This window comes from Sphingobacterium corticibacterium, from assembly GCF_004208525.1.
GTDB classification, from domain to species: Bacteria; Bacteroidota; Bacteroidia; order Sphingobacteriales; family Sphingobacteriaceae; genus Sphingobacterium; species Sphingobacterium corticibacterium.
Genome location: NZ_SGIT01000002.1, coordinates 606150 through 625134 on the forward strand (window position 1 = coordinate 606150; position 18985 = coordinate 625134).

General features: G+C 41.9%; 12 protein-coding genes. 5 read left to right on the forward strand and 7 right to left on the reverse strand.

What is annotated here, in order from left to right; translation table 11 throughout:
- The first annotated feature begins 10 nt into the window (after positions 1-10).
- Positions 11-1057, forward strand: coding sequence for a TerC family protein (locus EWE74_RS11350; RefSeq protein WP_130141663.1), 1047 nt, complete (start codon positions 11-13; stop codon positions 1055-1057).
- 80 nt (positions 1058-1137) lie between these two features.
- On the opposite strand, the gene EWE74_RS11355 is transcribed toward EWE74_RS11350, so the two are convergent.
- Complete coding sequence (locus EWE74_RS11355) at positions 1138-2415, reverse strand: hypothetical protein (RefSeq protein ID WP_130141664.1); 1278 nt, start codon at positions 2413-2415, stop codon at positions 1138-1140.
- On the opposite strand from EWE74_RS11355, the gene EWE74_RS11360 reads away from it, so the two are divergent.
- Both EWE74_RS11360 and EWE74_RS11365 read left to right on the forward strand, forming a co-directional pair.
- The gene (locus EWE74_RS11360) at positions 2402-2644 is read left to right on the forward strand and encodes a hypothetical protein (protein ID WP_130141665.1); all 243 of its coding nucleotides are present in this window, start codon (positions 2402-2404) and stop codon (positions 2642-2644) included. The genes EWE74_RS11355 and EWE74_RS11360 overlap by 14 nt on opposite strands.
- Before the next feature lie 219 nt (positions 2645-2863).
- Positions 2864-4534, forward strand: a complete 1671-nt coding sequence (locus EWE74_RS11365) for a glutamine--tRNA ligase/YqeY domain fusion protein (RefSeq protein ID WP_130141666.1) — start codon at positions 2864-2866, stop codon at positions 4532-4534.
- Positions 4535-4596: 62 nt separating this feature from the next.
- Here EWE74_RS11365 and metF read toward each other — a convergent pair whose 3' ends face one another.
- From metF to EWE74_RS11385, 4 genes are all read right to left on the reverse strand, one after another.
- Entirely contained in the window at positions 4597-5553 is a 957-nt protein-coding gene (metF, locus tag EWE74_RS11370) for a methylenetetrahydrofolate reductase [NAD(P)H] (RefSeq protein ID WP_130141667.1), read from the reverse strand.
- A gap of 60 nt (positions 5554-5613) precedes the next feature.
- Positions 5614-6135 (reverse strand): ribosome maturation factor RimM, encoded by a 522-nt coding sequence (rimM, locus tag EWE74_RS11375; RefSeq protein WP_130141668.1) that lies wholly within the window; start codon positions 6133-6135, stop codon positions 5614-5616.
- 422 nt (positions 6136-6557) lie between these two features.
- On the reverse strand, positions 6558-7127 hold the full coding sequence (locus EWE74_RS11380) for a 30S ribosomal protein S16 (RefSeq protein WP_130141669.1): 570 nt from the start codon (positions 7125-7127) through the stop codon (positions 6558-6560).
- A 155-nt stretch (positions 7128-7282) separates the two neighbouring features.
- Entirely contained in the window at positions 7283-8272 is a 990-nt protein-coding gene (locus tag EWE74_RS11385; protein ID WP_130141670.1) for a putative periplasmic lipoprotein, read from the reverse strand.
- Between the two features lie 213 nt (positions 8273-8485).
- Here EWE74_RS11385 and EWE74_RS11390 point away from each other — a divergent pair, with 213 nt between their 5' ends.
- A complete protein-coding gene (locus EWE74_RS11390; protein ID WP_130141671.1) occupies positions 8486-11854 on the forward strand; it encodes a UvrD-helicase domain-containing protein in 3369 nt (1122 codons plus the stop codon).
- Between the two features lie 13 nt (positions 11855-11867).
- Positions 11868-14741, forward strand: coding sequence for a PD-(D/E)XK nuclease family protein (locus EWE74_RS11395; protein ID WP_130141672.1), 2874 nt, complete (start codon positions 11868-11870; stop codon positions 14739-14741).
- On the opposite strand, the gene EWE74_RS11400 is transcribed toward EWE74_RS11395, so the two are convergent.
- Together EWE74_RS11400 and EWE74_RS21310 are read right to left on the reverse strand one after the other, a co-directional pair.
- On the reverse strand, positions 14742-16820 hold the full coding sequence (locus EWE74_RS11400; RefSeq protein ID WP_130141673.1) for a transglycosylase domain-containing protein: 2079 nt from the start codon (positions 16818-16820) through the stop codon (positions 14742-14744). It lies immediately after the preceding gene.
- Between the two features lie 106 nt (positions 16821-16926).
- Positions 16927-18975, reverse strand: coding sequence for a family 16 glycosylhydrolase (locus EWE74_RS21310; RefSeq protein ID WP_130141674.1), 2049 nt, complete (start codon positions 18973-18975; stop codon positions 16927-16929).
- Positions 18976-18985 lie beyond the last annotated feature (10 nt).

Below are 18985 nucleotides of genomic sequence, written 5' to 3' on the forward strand. Positions count from 1 at the left end.
TCTACATCATATGAGTCACGAACTGTTATTTTTTGGAGGGTTTATTGTATTCATTGTCCTCATGCTCGCCATTGATTTAGGATTGTTCTCTAAGAGTGACAAGCCCGTATCATTTAAAGCAGCGGCTATTATGAGTGCCGTTTGGGTTTTCTTTGCCCTGGCATTCGGTTTAATACTATACATCTGGGGGAATGAGCTACACAATGTCCATGATTTCGCTCGACTGAAAGAAGTTATTGCGAAGCATTATCACAACATTCGTATCAATGAAAACGATTTGGCCGCCAGTATTCAACTCTACAATAAGACACTAAGTTTAGAATACCTTACGGGTTATGTAGTGGAATATGCCTTGTCGGTGGACAATATCTTCGTTATGGTACTTCTATTTTCGTCTTTTGGTATACCAGAGAAATACTACCATAAGGTCTTGGTCTGGGGAATTATTGGTGCTATTATATTACGTTGTATATTCATCTTTGTTGGAGCAGCCCTAATTGCTAAGTTCGGGTGGATTCTCTATGTTTTCGGTGCATTTTTGGTCTATACGGGGATTATGATGTATCTCAACCGAAATAAGGAGGAAGAAGTCGATCCTCAAAATCACCGTGTCGTAAAATTCATGTCCAAGTACTTTAAAGTAACTTCCCGTATGGACGGCGGTCGTTTTTTCCATATAGAAAACGGTGTGAGATACATGACGCCTTTGTTTTTAGTATTATTGGTGATCGAATTTACCGATTTAATTTTTGCGGTGGACTCTATACCGGCTATCTTTTCTGTAACAAAAGATCCTTATATTGTATTCTTCTCCAATATCTTCGCCGTCTTGGGATTGCGTTCGATGTTCTTCCTTTTGGTGAATATTATTGATAAATTCCATTACCTAAAAGTTGGGTTGGCATTTCTATTGATTTTCATTGGAGCAAAAATGCTACTGCACAGCTGGCTGGAGGAGTTCGGTTTCCAAACAGTTCACTCCTTGATTATTATTATATCGATTCTGGTAATTAGTATAGTGGCTTCATTGATGTTTCCAAAAAAAGAAGAGGTGTAATTTCTTCATTTTTTTCCTTGAGTGACTGTTGCGCAAAAAATAATTTTTTGTGCAACAGTCACGCGGAGAAAAAGAACAGACTAATTAATAAAATCTCCTTGTTGATTTACTGCTTTTACATAAGGGTTAGCATACTTATCCATAATAATAGCAAATTGATAGCGGCTAACAAAAGCTTCTTCGTCAAAACTGCCTTCAAATTTTAACCTTGCCGACCATTCCTTCTCTATCTGCTGGCTTATTTCGTCTCCTCGGAGCCCTACGAATTTAATTAATGACAGAAAATCTTTCCATTGGAAATAGTCACCCTTATTATCTAAAAACCACAATTGACTACGGGAGTATAATCTATCGAAAATAGGTTCTACTTCTTTAAAACTAACATGTTCATCTTTTTGGAAACGAAAACCTTCATCTTTATGTAGATTTGGCAGTACACTTGCTAATCCAAAGCGTTGTAACGCATAAAAATGTATATCGCTGATCGGTACATCTTGATAGGGTAAAATACGGCCTTTATATGTCATTAATTCCGTTTGCAATTTTCGAACGTCCACCTTATCCGCAGAAGTTTTAAAAAATGCTAAGTAAGCTGCCGTCGCGCCAACAGCTTGCCCCACGGCAGCACGAAAAGGACTTAACGCAAGATCGTCCTGGAGCAACTCCGTTACTCCTCTAAAATCAAAAAAACCTTCTTTTTCTCCTGCAAAAATATTTTCCAATTGTATACCATATAAACTACCACCGATTTCTCCTGCGGCCACTAATGTACGTACTTGGGCCAAAGATAATGTGCCGAGCGGTTGCATTCGTCTGATATTATTATCCCAAGATATAGCCGCTAATTTGTATAGCGCTTGCTGTCGGGATGCATCTACTATACACCTTATCACATGCTTGTGTTTACTGGATACCTGTATCTCCCAATCGCGCTTCCGTCGCTTGATTGACAATACATCTTCTCCCCTTATTACCGTTAATTGAGGTAGCTTTCTTACTATTTTATCTACCGCATTCTGAAATAGCCGAGGATTCATTTCTCGTTTGACAACTGTCGCCAGTGAATCATCCGGGGATTTCGCAAGTGCCATTTCCATCAAGATCTCCATCCAAATCCCACCATCTGTATGCGTCATGCTCTCTATCTGTACCTGTCCACCAGAAAATTCAGGCATCAGTTGTTCTCCATCCACCAACCATATTGTCGGAACACTCGATTTAGCACTCTGCACAGCCGCCGAAAAAGCTAACAGATCCGACCCGTATACGAGAACTTGGGGTTTCTTTGCTTTTTGCCCAAAACAGGGTTGTGGAACGATCAATAATAAAAGAAAGATATTGTTTATGAGATGTTTCATATTCGAAAATACAGAATTTTCTTCTTCTTTTCCCATTGATGGAAAAGAAGCAAAAGATCTAGGCTTGCAAGGTTCCGCTACCTTTACTTGCCTATTCCTAAACAGAAAGAAACTCACCGCCCATCGGCGGCTCAAACAACTTTCTGTTTTTAACGGAATAGTCTGCGTAAAGCTGGCCGCGGAACAATGCGAGGCCGATTTAGTCCGCATCACCGCTAGTCATTATTGAGCGCGTTAGCTGCCGCTATACCCCTTCTTTGGAGGGGTGCCCGTTTAACGGGCGGGGTGGTCACTTTGCCCTATCCCATCCTTAACGCTTAATGTCGCATCCGGATGTTTGAGGTATGTAGAAATTCATTCTTAGTACTATCCATTATCTCAAATATCCGAAGCGACGAGTTTTTTTTGGTTACTTTTTTTTGAGGTAAAAAAAAGTAACTTTGTAGTTATGTTAAACGAAGAAAAACCACTAAATTTTATTGAGGAGATTATCGAAGAGGATCTCCGCAAAGGCACCCATGACGGGCGTGTTCTGACACGTTTTCCGCCGGAGCCGAATGGTTATCTCCATATCGGTCATGCCAAGTCCATTTGTTTGAACTTCGGGCTTGCCCAGAAATACAATGGAGCGACCAACCTACGTTTTGACGATACAAACCCGGTCACGGAAGATACCGAGTATGTGGAGAGTATTAAACAGGACATCCAGTGGTTAGGTTTTCAATGGGTAGAAGAATTATATACGTCGGATTATTTTGAGACGCTCTATACATATGCAGTAGATTTAATTAAAAAAGGATTGGCATATGTAGACGATAGCAGCTCTACGGAAATTGCTGCTGCTAAGGGTACGCCAACCGAGCCGGGTATTCCTACTCCTTATCGCAACCGTAGTGTGGAAGAAAATCTTACGCTTTTTACGGAAATGCGTGAGGGCAAATATAAAGACGGTGAAAAGGTGCTCCGTGCAAAGATAGATTTGGCAAGCCCGAACATGCATTTACGTGATCCCTTGTTATATCGTATAAAACACGCTCATCATCACCGCACAGGAGATAAATGGTGTATTTATCCGATGTATGATTTTGCACATGGTCAATCAGATTCCATCGAAAAAATCACACATTCTATTTGTACGCTGGAGTTTATTCCACATCGGCCGTTATATGATTGGCTTATTGAAAAACTAGAAATATTTCCGTCCAAACAATACGAATTTGCTCGTTTAAATATGACTTATACCGTGATGAGCAAACGTAAATTATTACAACTGGTTAACGAGAAATTTGTAGAAAGCTGGGATGATCCCCGTATGCCAACTATTTCGGGACTAAGGCGTCGTGGCTATACGCCAGCCTCTATACGTAACTTCTGTGAGCGCATCGGTGTTCAAAAACGAGAGAATATGATTGATGCCGGCTTACTGGAATTCTGTATCCGGGAAGATCTCAATGCCACCGCTTGGCGCCGAATGGCCGTATTAAACCCAATTAAACTGGTTATCACCAATTATCCAGATGGGAAAACGGAGGAATTAATCGGGGAAAATAATCCGGAGGTAGAGGGTGGCGAAGGTTCACGTATTCTTCCATTTTCCAACGAACTTTGGATAGAACGGGATGATTTCATGGAAGAACCTCCGAAGAAATTTTTCCGTTTGGGTCCTGGCCTTTCCGTACGCTTAAAGCATGCATACATCGTTCAATGTCACGATTTCAAAAAAGATGAAAACGGGAACATAACAGAAATACATTGTACATATGTACCTGATTCGAAATCAGGAGAAGACACTTCGGGATTAAAAGTAAAAGGAACTATCCATTGGGTATCAGCAGCACATGCTAAAGAAGCCGAGGTTAGGTTGTATGATCGTTTGTTTAATGAAGAAAACCCTGCTGCTGCAGAAGATTTCAAAGCCTCTATTAATCCAAATAGTTTACAAATTATTAATAAGGCGTATATAGAACCCGATTTATCGACAGCAGAAGCGGGTAAAGGGTATCAGTTTATCAGATTGGGTTATTTCACCCTAGACACTAAATCTACAGCAGAGCAGCTCGTGTTTAACCGCACCGTTACGCTAAAAGATAGCTGGGCTAAAGAGGTTAAGAAAGGATGATAAAAAAGAGACCGCCTCATAATTGACTTATGAGACGGTCTCTTTTATTACTTAATCTATTCCTAAGCCAGTCGTTCCACAATTTTCTTTGTCGGTCCGGGATTACTCATCGTATAAAAATGTAATACAGGTGCACCAAACTTGATAAGCTCTTTACATTGTTCTACCAGCCATTCCTCTCCTACCTGACGCACATCCGCATTGGTTGTACAATTCTCAACCGCTTCACTTAATTCTTCCGGGATATCCAAATGAAAAATCTTAGGCAATGTAATCAATTGCCTTTTAGTCGTCAATGGTTTGAGTCCTGGAATAATAGGCACATGAATACCATGATCTCTACATTTTGTCACAAACTCTTTATATTTCTCCACATTGAAAAACATTTGTGTTACGATAAACTCCGCTCCCATCTCCACTTTCTTCTTGAGCCATTTAAAATCCGTATTGAAATTAGGTGCTTCGAAATGTTTTTCCGGATAACCTGCTACGCCAATACAAAAATCTGTTTTTGCCGAGCTTTCAATATCTTCATGTAGATATTTTCCACTATTCATATCAACCACCTGTTGAAGCAATTCGGTCGCATAAGCGTGGCCACCCGGGGTGGGGACAAAATCGGGATCACCCTTTCTGGCATCACCCCGAAGCACCAACACATTATCGATACCCAAAAAGTTTAAATCGATAAGTGCATTTTCCGTCTCTTCTTTCGTAAATCCTCCACAAATCAAATGCGGCACAGCATCGACTTTGTATTTGTTCATAATGGCGGCACAGATAGCGACCGTACCGGGTCGTTTTCGATACGCGACACGTTCTAAGAGTCCGCTAACATGTTGTTTATAGAGGTAGTCCTCCCGGTGATAAGTGACATCAATGAACGGAGGTTTGAACTCCATAAGCTCATCCATTGTCTTAAAAATACTCTGAATGCCCTGTCCCTTTGCGGGAGGTAATAACTCGAATGAAAATAAGGTTTTTCCGTTTGCGTTTTTTATATGGTCTACGATCTTCATTTTTATATAAAAGTTACGAAAGATATGGAAGTTATAGAAGTTATGCAACTCCTGTTATCACTATCGATACATTTCCACCAATCCGTCCGGCAATTCTACTTCTATTACTTGTTCCTCCTCATCAATTCCCAAAATAAGATCTTCACTTAAGGGAAACATTAATTCCTTTCCATCAAAATCAACCGTAGCGATAAATTGCTGCGGAAATTCCTGTACCGCGGTTATTTCACCAATTTCACCTTCGTGCTCATCAATAACGAGATAACCCACTAAATCGGTGTAGCGAAAATCGTCCGGATCTCTTTCCGGCATTTTATCGTTTGGCAGATATACCTTCTTTTTTATAAGCTCTTTTGCTTTGTCCACATGATCTACGTCTTCTAGGTTTAGATAGGCCGTACTATTGTTATGCAACTTTATGCTATCCACAAAATAGGGCACCAATTTTTTGTCCAATTCCAAAAAGAGCACATCCAAATCCAGTTCTCCATAATCTTCAAACTCGAAAAACAGCTGCATTTCGCCCTTTAACCCACGTGTTTTCGTGATATAACCAATATAGAATGCGTCGTTGATGTTCATAATATTGTATTTAATCTCCTTTTTTCTTGATAAAAAAGGAGACAAAAAATCAAGACTTGTCTGCTTTTGCTATTTTTATTCGCCTATTCCTAAACAGAATGAAACTCGCTGCGCTCAAACAGCATTCTGTTTTTAACGGAATAGTCTTCATAAAAATGGCCGCAAAAAAAGACGATGTCGTCTTAGTCCACGTAATCGCAATCAATCAATGACCGCGCTCATTTACGCAATTGCACCTCCCCTCCTTAACACGTCAATGTCGCATCCGGACATTTGAGGTATGTAGAAACTCATCCTTAGTACTATCCCATTTCTCAAATATCCGAAGCGACGAGTTTTTTTGTTTACTTTTTTTGAGGGAAAAAAAGTAAAAAAGCCGAATTTTCATAAACTCGGCTTTCTTGAATCTGTATGAATAATAATTATCCTTCAGTTTCTTCTGTGTTTGCAGCATCTTCTGCTGTTGCTTCAGGAGCCTCAGCGGGAGCTTCCGCCTCCACTTCTTCTTCTGTAGCTTCAGTTTCTTCTTCAGCTGGTGCATTTTTAGCAGCAAGAGCAGCCGCTTTTTCCGCATTTTTCTTTGCTTCTGCAGCAAGAGCAGCTTTTTTAGCGTCCTCTTTCGATTGAACTAAACCTGTTTTCTTACCTTCAATCTTCGCGTCTTTTTCTTCTAACCATTTAGCGAATTTCTCTTCCAATTGAGTTTCGTCAAAAGCACCTTTCTTCACACCACCTTCTAAGTGTTTTTTGTAAAGAACACCTTTGTAAGAAAGGATCGCACGAGCTGTATCCGTAGGTTGTGCACCTACATTCATCCAGTACAATGCTCTGTCGAAATCCAAAACGATAGTTGCCGGGTTTGTGTTCGGGTTGTAAGAACCTAAACGCTCAATGAATTTACCATCACGTGGAGCACGTGAATCTGCTACTACTACGTGGTAAAAAGGTTTTCCTTTTTTACCGTGTCTTTGCAATCTGATTTTAGTTGCCATTCTTTTTTAATTTTTTATGTATTCAACATATCCCCCGTACTTAGCGCAAGAGGGGATGCAAAGATAGCAATTAAAAACTAAAAAAAGAAAAAATAGAGCTTATGAGTTGATCGAAGATAATTAAAATTTATCTATAGTAATCGCTTGCTTAAAAACTACTCATACGTAATAACTGTACGCTGCATGATTCCATCACCTTCTCCAACAATTTCCGTCGGCAATTCTAATGCATTGAAACGATAACTGTATGTGGTTTTTCCATTAAATACGGGCGAATTAATCCCCACCTCTCCATCAGGGTAGAGATCTGTCCAACGAATATCTCCATTCTCCGGCGGGGTCCATCTATCATCCACCCCTTCCGTGTCTACCTCAACCTTACTTGTCGCCATCACCTGGCCACTTATCACTTCACGCAGATGATAAGGATGGAATCCTAACTGGGCATAAATCTTTGCTAAATGATGAGGGTTTATTAAATAGGTATAGGAACTATTCTTTTTAAAAGGATGCGGTATATAAGAAATATCTCCCGTAGAGGATAGCGGAAGCTGCAGATAACTCATGAGTTGACTACCGACAACATTTGCACCGTCATAAGCATATTTCACCTCTTCTTCCACTCCTATATAAAACATAGAAGAGGAAGGTGTCTTGCTTATCTCCCGGTACCTGATCGAAGACGGTTTACGGTTCGTTCCCTCGTAATTATACGTCGCCAATACTATATCGGCGACCATACCACCTTCATCAGAACTTACAGCCCCTTGCTCCGAAAAGTATTTATATCGCTGATAAAGACTGTCCACCCGAACCTCATTTAATCTACCTTGTGTATCCCAATGATAGCTTAAGCGCTCTATATACTCTTCATTCCGATATTCATCTTCAGCTTTTCGTTCGACTCGGGAATATTCTACACGTCCGTTAGCACCATAGTAGAACGCCTTATCATTAACTTTATTTAAACGTCCGGCGGCATCATATTCAAAGGTGTAAGTCAATTCTGCTGGAGAGGCTCCATAACCACCCACCGTGCTGATCTCCAAGCTGGAAACCCTATCCGTCATGGGAGCTTCCATATCATCAGAGGCACAGGCTGTTAATAAAACGCAAACCAGTAGGATGTACAGTACTTTTTTCACAATGTTAATTAACTAGTAGTTACCGTAATACACAAACTTACATAAAATGCTTAGCATTTACGAATTGAATTTTAAATGAATTTATGCATGCTTCTATAAAGAAACAAAAAGCATAATGCTAAAAAGGTAAAATAATGAAGAGTAATTCACTTTTATCTGCATTATAATTGCGATACATATATAAAAGAAGGGGGAAAATAGTTACTTTGTAGCATGAAGACTGTTGCGCCTTTAAAGATATTGAAAGCCTCGGCCGGCTCAGGGAAGACCTTTAGCCTAACACTCCACTACCTTACCTTACTGTTATCCAATGAAAACAGCTACCGGGAAATTCTAGCGGTGACGTTTACGAATAAAGCCACGGCAGAAATGAAAGAACGCATACTGGGTGTCCTACACGGGTTGGCAATAGCTGATAAGCGTCAAAAAACTGAGGATTTCAGACAGTTATTACTCGAACAATTCGTGGAATGGGATGAATCACAATTGCAACAAAAAGCGCATACTATATACCGAAAAATATTACACGATTACAGTCATTTTACCATCAGCACAATCGACGGATTTTCACAAAAGGTAATCCGGAGTTTTACGTATGAACTTAATCTCGATGCGGCCTATAAAATCGAGATGAATACCGCGAAGGTTAAGCAAGATTTATCGGTGATGCTCAACCAGCTGTTGGACGAGCGTCCAGATCTGCTCACCTGGATTATCGCATTTGCCGAGCAGAAAATCGCCAACAATGAAAACTGGAACTACCGGCAACAGCTGGTAAATTTGGCTAGCTTGATTTTTACAGAGAATTTTCAGGAGTTTAATGCTCATCTGGCATCTGCACCAGTAGAAGATGTTTTCACGCTATTGAATAGAGATGTACAAGAGAAAACTGCCTTTTTTCTAGACACGTTAAGCCAGACCATCCGGACATTCTCCACGACATTCCGTTCATTAGGTATCACGGCCGATGAATTAAAAGGGAAAACACGCAATAAGTTATATACAGCTAGTAGAATCAGTATCAATGTTCATAAAACATCGACTACCGAACTCCAAAAGCTTTTTACTCGATTTTTAGCTGTGGTAGATGATGACGATGCTTATACCGCATCTGATAAGCGTTTTCGTCAGGACATTAAACAGGCTTTGCAGCCTATTCTCGAGCAATTTGTAGAACTCTATCGTCTATTCCCTAGCTATATCGGTTATCAAGCAGTGCAGAATAACCTATATTATCTACGCTTATTAAAGGAAATGAGCGATCTATTAAGTCAATGGAGAAAGGAAAATGGTGCCCAACTCATTTCTGACGCCCAAATCCTACTCAATCGACTTGGCTTAGACGAACAAAATGATCCCACCTTTATCTGGGAAAAGATCGGTAACCGATACAACTACTTTCTGTTTGACGAATTCCAAGATACTTCCCGTATTCAATGGAAAAACTATAGCCCACTGCTTATCAATGCACTCGGACACTCAAAACAGCAATTCAATGAACATCTGATTGTTGGTGACGTGAAACAGAGTATCTATCGTTGGCGCAACGGCGATTGGCGTATATTATTGCAACAGGTAGAAGATCAGGTAGCACAGGCCTTTCACTTGTCCGAAAAACAACGATCCGATTTTATCGAAAACGGTTCTCTGGAGACGAATTTCCGGAGCTATCCCCATATCATAGCGCTAAATAATTACCTTTTTGGTAGCATACCCCAAAAACTACAGGCCGTGCTGAACGAAAAAGTACGAGAAGAACTAGATGAGGATGGGCAGCATTGGTGGGCGGCATCGGGAAATGCGCATATGCTCGTCAAAGCGTATGAAAACAGCACACAGCAGGTGCCTCCAAACCGGCAAAACTCACCCGAAAAAGCGGGTTCCATTGAGATTCAATATTTGCCGGTACAAGATGGCCGTTATAGACGGAATCAGGTAATAGAAGACGCACTTCAGCTTGTTTGTGAGAAAATCAATAGCTGGATTTCTTCTGGTCGTTATACTTCCAAACAAATAGGCATACTGGTTAGAAGCAACACGCAGGCACGTTTGGTGATCGAATCATTAATGCACTACAAAAATAAAGAAGGTCTTGACTTCGATATCATATCAGGCGACGCGCTGTCCTTATCTTCCAACGATGCCATTTCATTAATCATCGAAACGTTGAAAGCCTTGGTATATACTTCCGATAAACACATCGTGTACCGGGCAAGGATGGCTTACCTATATCAAACTATCCGCAAACAAGGCACATTTGATCCTGATTTTTGGTTGGCATTTAAAAATAACGATATCCAGGAGCTAGCAGCAATTCTTCCCTCGTCTTTGGTAGCGCAATGGGCAAAACTTCAGCAATTCCCCCTCATACATCTCATCGAACAGCTTATAGAGATATATGGCTTACATGAAACCGACAACATCCACCTTCCTTATATCTTGGCGCTTAAGGATATCGTTTCGGCATTCTCTGCCCGGGGCGAGCGAGGCATCAGCCAGTTTTTACAATATTGGGAGGAAGATGGTAGCCATGCTTCCTTGCCCGCCAATGGCAAAGTAGACGCCATTGAGGTAACGACTATACATAAATCAAAAGGTCTGGCCTATGACGTTGTGATGCTTCCATTCTGTTCTTGGGATCTAGATGGAATGGTGAACGGTGATTTCTGGATCGATACCGCAGATTCTCCTTTTGAGGTATTCGGAAAAATCCCTATTAAATATAACGGTAGCGTAGGGCACTCTATCTTTTATAAGCAATATTATGAGGAGATGCTATTTAACTATATGGACGCCCTGAATACTTTTTATGTAGCCAGCACACGCGCTATACAGCATCTATACATTCTGGCTCCGGCTTTTAAGGAAGCGGTCGATAAGAAAACGGGAGAAATACTCGGATTCGATATCAAAAGCGAATACATCAGCGATATGCTCCATCGAGTTTTATCAGATACCAACTCGCCGTTTCCGCTTCAAAACAATCAGCTGCTGATGGATCACCCTCTTCCTCAGCCCGCCAAAGACGATGCGCTATCCCAGCAAGATGGTGAAACGCTAATTGCTTTATCTTCTTATCCTATTTCATCCGAGCTGCAAAATGCTTTCGATAAATCCCACAAACGGAGTATCAATAATATATTGATGCTCGAAAAAGCTGCGCAATATGGCATACTGGCGCATGAAATCATGTCTGAAATCTCTACGGAACGAGAAATTGACGCATTGGTCCATGATTATATCGAGAACGGCATCCTAACAGCAGAAGATCGTCCGTTTATTCTTCAGGAAATTCATCAGATATGGCATCATCCGGTGATTAACCGCTGGCTTACCGGGAACTACAAAATATGGAATGAAGCAAGCATCATTTTGGAGAATGGAGAGACCATCCGTCCGGATAAGGTTTTTACCAGCGACCAAGAAACAATAGTACTCGATTTTAAGTTTACAAAAGGCGATTATGCCGACCATCAATGGCAAATAGATAGCTATAAAAAAGCATTGCGTAACTTAGGCTACAGCCATATAAGGGGTTACCTATATTATGCGAAGATTAATGAATTAGTTGAAGTTGAATAATCGTGAACAAATAATGAACAAACCTTTCTTATATACTGTTGCAGAAGATATATACCGTCGTTTTGGAAACGATCTGTCCGACATCGCCATCGTATTCAACAACAAGCGTCCGATCACTTACCTCAAGAAACACTTAGCAGAGGTTTATGGCAAAGCGATCTGGTCACCCCAGTTTTTCACGATCCAATCATTTTTTAAACAGGCTACGGATGCCTCGGAAGCATCTCCCCTCAGTCAATTCTTCTATCTTTTCGAGCTACACAACGAACTGCTAATTGCAGAGGGTTCTGAACCGGAAACATTGGAAGATTTTTATCCAATTGCAGAAATCATATTACGCGATTTCGGACAATTGGACTATGAGCTTGTCGATGTCGACCAGATATATATGGAACTCTATGACACGACAAAAATTGACATTGCCTTTCAACATTTCACGGTCGAACAGCAGCATTTTATCCGGCAATTTTGGCAATCGTTCTCTGTTGCAGGCCATAGCGGACTGCAACAGCGCTTCCTGAAACTTTGGCGACGGCTTCCGATATTGTATAAAGCATTCAAACAGAAGCTAACACAAGAAAAACAGCTGCATTATCCCAGTCTATACCGGCAGCTTGTAGAAGGTAACGTAACCCATCCTCATTTTACAAAAGCATACAAAAAGATATTGTTTGTGGGGTTTAATGCCCTCAGCAAAGCAGAGGTTCATCTTTTCCAAAGATGGCAAGCGGAAGATGAAGCCCTGTTCTATTTTGATGCCGACACCTATTACCTGGATGATAAAGAACAAGAAGCTGGTCTGTTTATCCGTCGCAACATAAAAAGCTATGGGTTAGTCAACGCCCTGGGAGAAAGCCAAGCGATATTAGGCCATAGACAGCGTACCGTCCATCTCTATGCCTGCAGCGGTAAAAACAGCCAGACCAAGCTTTTACACGATATATTGCTAGCTTCAGCGTCGTCCGCGAAAAGTGCAGCTATCTTGCTTGCGGATGAAAGCTTACTGGTACCCTTGCTGCAAAGCTTGCCGGATGTAAAACCAAACATTACAACAGGCTACCCGCTAACACAATCGCCAATATATGGCTTGCTAGACTTATGGATGGATGTACAGGAAGAAATTTCGCACTACAAAAGGCGCAAGATCGCTTTCCAATATGTAGAAACTTTTGTGAATCATCCATTAACCGGCGTTTCCGCAAAAGAACGGGAGACCCTATTCAAAGACATCACCGATAAGCAGCAGTTTGAAATCGATGTGGATAGCATCAGCTTGACGAGCACGGTGTTTACGTCGTTCTTTAAACCATTATCGACTTCCGCTCTACTCATTCCGACCCTCATTCAGTTGCTAGACAGTTTGCTCGTTTCGCTGACAGCGCAGGACCGTGTGGGCCAGATTGACAGCAACCTTATCATCGAGACCAAGAAAGTGCTCAACCAGTTGCATCAAGGCTTATCAAACTTAGGCTCCACATCAATAGCCTTTCAGCTCGGCTTAATTCGAAAAGCCATCAATCCAATCAATGCAGCCATCGAGGGAGATCCGCTAAACGGACTACAGATTATGGGTTTATTGGAAAGCCGCTGTCTCAACTTTGACCAAGTGTACATACTCGGTGCAAACGAAGGCATCCTTCCCCAAACATCTAGCTCCCCGACTTTTTTGCCCAATAGTTTACGACGAGCTTACCAACTCCCAATCTTAGAGAACCAAGACGCACTTTCGGCGTATCTTTTCTATCGACATTTTCAATATAGCGATGGTCTTCATGTATTTTACAATAGTTTAGTCGACGAGAGTAGCACCGGCGAAGAAAGCCGTTTTATAAAACAGCTGCAGTTCGAGAGTAATTTTCATTTCAAGATATACACCCAACAGCAAACAATTCGTTTCCAAGACACTCCTGATGAATTAGTTATCCCTAAAGCGGGTGTCGTATGGAAGCAATTATGGGAGATGTTCGTCGTACGAAAGAAAAGCTTATCGGCTACCGCCTTAACCAGCTACCTGCAATCGCCACTACAGTTTTTCCTGAAGTACGTTGCCGAGATCAAGGAACCTCCCACCATTTCACAGGAGTTTGAAATGAATCGGTTAGGCACGGTTATCCACAATGTGATGGAGACGATCTTGAAGCCCTACAAAGGATTGTCTGATTTTACACCTACGAAACAACTCGCATCTACCTTAGATCAGTTGGACAGCTTAGTAGTTCGCGAGATCGGCACACAATACCACAACGAATTATTAACGATCGACGACTTAAATAGCATGCAACGTATTATGCATAAAATCGCTTCCGCCTATGTCGCGGTCTATATTGAATACGACATTGCCCATTACAAAGCCTTTCGCATCATAGAACTGGAAAATGATGAGGATTACAGCATCGATTTCCCGATCCTTATCAACGGAAAAGAAGAAACCATCCGGCTGTTCGGTATCATTGACCGTGTAGATGAAGTCCTTACACACGAAAACCAAGTAAAAACCCGCATAGTCGACTACAAAACTGGAGGCGACCAGGTAGAATTTAAGAGTCTGGAAAAGGTATTAGCCGCCAACACGGAAAACAAAGCGCTGGTACAAACCTTATTCTACAGCTACGTATTTGAGCAGGTGACAGGACGGGCACAATTAGAACCGCACCTATACGTTGCACGGCGTATGCGGGAAGACGGAACATTGTTTTATAGCAAAGAGGTATTGGAAGCAGAAACCCTTGCACTTGCTAAAGAAGCCTTCATCCCTTTTCTACGCAGTACCTTGGAAGAGATTTTTAATCCCGATATCCCGTTTAAGCATTCTCCCGAGAGTAAGGTCTACCCGTCAGACCCCTATACATTATTTTATCGAAATGCAGTGGAAGATGCAGAGGAGTGATTACTCTACATTCTCCGCTTCTTTGCCAAACAGCCTTTCCAATAGACTTCTACGTCGGGCTTCGTCGCGTTCCATCTCTTTCATAATAGCCTCTTGTTCCGGATCAACCTCTCTGAAAGTGGTATCTATCAATCCTTTTGGTCTCGGCGGCCGTAATCCCGGTTCCAAAATAACACCGTAAAAACCATAGGCTTCCGGCACCAGTTCATCCTGCAGCTGCCCAAGCTTACTCATAATATAACCATACGTATTAAAATGCCGCTGTACCCAAGGTTTTAGATGTCCAGTATAGTCAAAAGAAGAAAGTCCAGTCTTCGGGCGAGGAATAATACTGGAGAGAAATAAACTCTCCCCGATGTTTAGCTGAGCAGGTGTTTTGCCAAAATAATAGGAAGATGCCTCCTGGATACCATATACGTTTTTACCCCATTCAATCACATTTAAATATACCTCAAACATCCGGTCTTTGCTCACTTGTTCCGAGGTCTCCATGAGCCAAACCAACAAAATCTCTTCAAATTTTCGCATCATGGTTTTGTTGCGGTTCAAAAAAACATTTTTCACCAACTGCATCGAGATGGTACTTGCTCCACGTTTGAACGCCCGTTCTTTCACATTCGTAGCGATAGATAGCTTAAACGCTTCTTCTTCAAATCCATTATGCTGATAGAAATAGGGATCTTCCGTATTCAGCACCGTTTTCTTCAAGATAGAGGCCACTTGATCTAACGGCGTGAATGTTGGATTTGGAGGACCCACCACAATCTCCCGCATGAGGACGGTGTCTTCATATGCTTTATAGGTAAACGCCTGGTTTAATTGGCTGATATCCGCTTTTCCCCATTTGATGATTTTCAATTCCTTATCATCTATTTTGGAATGAAACACCAAACTATCCGGTTCCGCAAAATTGATCGCAAAATCGAGATCATACGCTATTTTTCCTTCTACCTGGATGCCGTCCAATGTTTCAAACAACCCCTGCGGAATGGCGTCGAATAATTTTTGTGCTTCGAACTTACCAGTATGAACGGATAAACTCACTACTTTATCAGGTTTGGGAATAAATTTTACATAAGGTTGAAATTCAAATTCCTTCACCCGGATTTTACTCGCTGGATCAATTTCTATGGCGGCTTTTCCGATATTCAGTTGTCCTTCTCCGATAGCTTCAGGAAGTACAATCTCATCCTCCGAAAGACGACGATGTTTCACATGCAGATTATCAAAAGACCATTTGCCGGCAAGTGTTAAAGAATCTGCCGTGATGCGTTTCACCTGTGCGAGATCAAACATTATTTTATCGAAACTTACCCCTAGGCCAAATTTCCGACGTAGAAAAGGGAATTCGACATTTTCTTCCTCGGACGAAACTTCAACCCGTAGTTGCTGTTTATCAGGATTTACACGTCCACTCAAGTTCCACTGGGCATCATGGTCATTCAAAAAAAGGCTCGTTTCAAAATCGCCTCCGTCCATTACGGCTTCCGGCAACCGAATGCGTTGATGCACACTATCATCTTGGTAGGAAAGCTGAAAATTCTCCAATTCCATATTGCGAGGGATCTTAAAGAAAATCTGCTTTATGATCCCATCAATCAACGCCGCATAATTGCTTTCTACATCTTCTTCTACCCTAACCGTGGTATCTTTTGCTTGCTTTTGAAATAGAAAATCATAATTACTGATCGTATCGCGCTTTAAAAGAGTCACATCTGCATTTTGTAAAGCTAAATTTCCAATTTTCACATCACCAAATAGTAGCGGAAACAAACGCACCGACACGGCCATTCGCTCGATTTTTGCCAAAGTATCCCGCTGTTGCGGTATAACTTCGATGTCCCGGAAAGTAACAGTGGCCAGCCCCGTAAACGAATATTCCTGTACATTAAAATCGATATGATACCGATCACGCAAGGTATTTTCTACTTTCACCATTGCCTCATCTAGCATTCGTGTACGAACCGACAGCGCTACTGTAAATCCTAATATCAACAGTAAAAGGAAAATACCGCCAGTTATTAGGATGATTTTCTTTTGTTTTCGTGTTAACGAAGGTAGCTTTTCGAATATCCTCATACCAATCTATTTCGGTTTAAAAATAGAATATTTTTCTGAAAGTATATAACAAAAGAGGGCGGCCTTTATGCCACCCTCATCATCTAAATTTTTTCGTACAAGTTGCTTACGGATTCAACAAATCATATACTCGCACATAGTCTATCTGCAACTGCGCAGGGAAAGCTTCGTCATCTATCCCCTGCTGCCCTCCCCAATTACCACCGACAGCCAGATTCAACAGCCAGTGAAACTTCTGGTCGAAAGGCCATACTTTATATCCTGTGCCTTCATTAGGAAAATTGAACAACTGCACATCATCCACAAAACCACGTATGTATGCCGGCGTCCAATCTACCCGAAAGGTATGAAACTCCGTCGTTGCATTTTCAATTTTCTTAAAAGCAGTTTTTTGTGTTCCGATAACATGATTGTAATCTTCCGTATGCACACTGATGTGTACAACATCCTGATCATACCCTACATGCTCCAGAATATCTATTTCGCCTGATGCCGGCCAGTCCCCATACGTCCAGTCGGTAGGCAACATCCAAGCAGCGGGCCAGGTTCCGCGGCCCTGTGGTACTTTGGCTTTGACCTCAAATCGACCGTATAAAAAATCGCCCTTCCCTTTGCTTATCAAGCGTGTAGAGGTATATTCGCTACCTTCGTATGCTTCTTTACGGGCGGTAATGGTTAACAGGCCGTCCGCTACCTTTACATTTTCGGAACGCGCTTCGGTATAATACTGCAATTCATTGTTGCCCCAACCACTTCCTCCGATATCATAGCTCCATTTTTCCGTATTGGGAAGCCCTTCATAATCAAACTCGTCTGCCCATACAGGATGCTCCGTAAAACGATATGCTTGTGAAGCAAATGTATCAACAGCTGATGTAACATAAAAAGGGATATTCGCCGTTGCCACATTGTTGTGTCCGTCCGTCACATAAACAAACAGACGATAGGCTCCTACTTGATCCGGAGCTGTCAACCGTGCTCGCATACCATCTTCTGCTGTCACTAAGCCTGACAGGGCCGCCGGACGTTCCTCCCGGTCCCCGCCTTCTTTCAAATCTGTGCTTTCTTCCAAAAGCTCCCAACGTACTGCCAGCTTATCGTCATCCGGATCAGATACAGAAGCGGAGATGGCATAGCTTTTTCCAGGCTCAACGACAGGAAAATCTGACGCCCGCTTACCATCTAATGTCAATGCCTCCAAATGGGGAGCCCTATTTGCTGGCCAACCTCCCGACCAGAGATACTGCATCACATCCACTACTTCGTTTTCCTCTCCGTCTTCCGTAAAAAGCCCATACCAAGTGGGCGTTCGTTCCTGTTTTTGTCCCCAAAGAAAGACATAAGAACCCAAACAAGATTTGTCATTTGCGATGGAAGCCTGATAACGCTGTTTGTATACCATCGCTTTTTCTCTGCTTGTTTCCTCTATCGGTGCCCCCCAGGGTGTCGAAACAACTTCCCAATGTCCGGTAGGACCCCATTCCGTAACGATATATGCTTTGTTCCATCCAGCATCTTTGATCTGTTGGGGTACAGAAGCAAGACCGCCGTATACCTGCACAGCAATCAAATCCAGTGCTGGGCATCGTTCTTTAATGTAATCGATTTCCTTTTTGTTCACACCGGCTAACATGGTTGTCACCAAGTGGTTTCCATCCACTTGATGAATCATGTTAGCAATATCGTTGACTGCATCCCACACTTTCGGATTGGTATAATGCAAATTCAGTTCATTGCCAATACCCCAAGCCAGAAGTGCCGGATGGTCCTTATACTTCAAGATGACCTCACGCGTTGCTTCCAATTGTTTTGCCACGGCTTCACCATTATTATAATCAAACCCGTGACGTTCCGTTTGTATGGAAAGTCCTAATGTAACAGTCAGCCCTAAATCATATGCCTCATCCAGAATTCGACCCGCATCGTGAGGGCTCCAAGTCCGTATAGAGTTTCCACCGTAAGCCTTTAAACGTTTCAGATACTGACTCCCACCCGCACCCTTTATAAAGTAAGGCTTTCCTCCTCTCATTAACGTATAATCGCCCTTTTGTTGTACAATCGTCGTCTTGATGGGCTTATTTTTCTTTGCGGAGACGAGCGGAATTCCCAGAAAAAAAGGTAGCGCCACATATAATAACATTCTGAATAGCATCATGGAGTATTTA

Excerpts from the sequence above, each read along its gene's own strand:
- EWE74_RS11350 (WP_130141663.1), top strand. The coding sequence starts at position 11 with ATGAGTCACGAACTGTTATTTTTTGGAGGGTTTATTGTATTCATTGTC.
- EWE74_RS11360 (WP_130141665.1), top strand. The coding sequence starts at position 2,402 with ATGAGATGTTTCATATTCGAAAATACAGAATTTTCTTCTTCTTTTCCC.
- EWE74_RS11355 (WP_130141664.1), bottom strand. The coding sequence starts at position 2,415 with ATGAAACATCTCATAAACAATATCTTTCTTTTATTATTGATCGTTCCA.
- EWE74_RS11365 (WP_130141666.1), top strand. The coding sequence starts at position 2,864 with ATGTTAAACGAAGAAAAACCACTAAATTTTATTGAGGAGATTATCGAA.
- metF (WP_130141667.1), bottom strand. The coding sequence starts at position 5,553 with ATGAAGATCGTAGACCATATAAAAAACGCAAACGGAAAAACCTTATTT.
- rimM (WP_130141668.1), bottom strand. The coding sequence starts at position 6,135 with ATGAACATCAACGACGCATTCTATATTGGTTATATCACGAAAACACGT.
- EWE74_RS11380 (WP_130141669.1), bottom strand. The coding sequence starts at position 7,127 with ATGGCAACTAAAATCAGATTGCAAAGACACGGTAAAAAAGGAAAACCT.
- EWE74_RS11390 (WP_130141671.1), top strand. The coding sequence starts at position 8,486 with ATGAAGACTGTTGCGCCTTTAAAGATATTGAAAGCCTCGGCCGGCTCA.
- EWE74_RS11395 (WP_130141672.1), top strand. The coding sequence starts at position 11,868 with ATGAACAAACCTTTCTTATATACTGTTGCAGAAGATATATACCGTCGT.
- EWE74_RS11400 (WP_130141673.1), bottom strand. The coding sequence starts at position 16,820 with ATGAGGATATTCGAAAAGCTACCTTCGTTAACACGAAAACAAAAGAAA.
- EWE74_RS21310 (WP_130141674.1), bottom strand. The coding sequence starts at position 18,975 with ATGATGCTATTCAGAATGTTATTATATGTGGCGCTACCTTTTTTTCTG.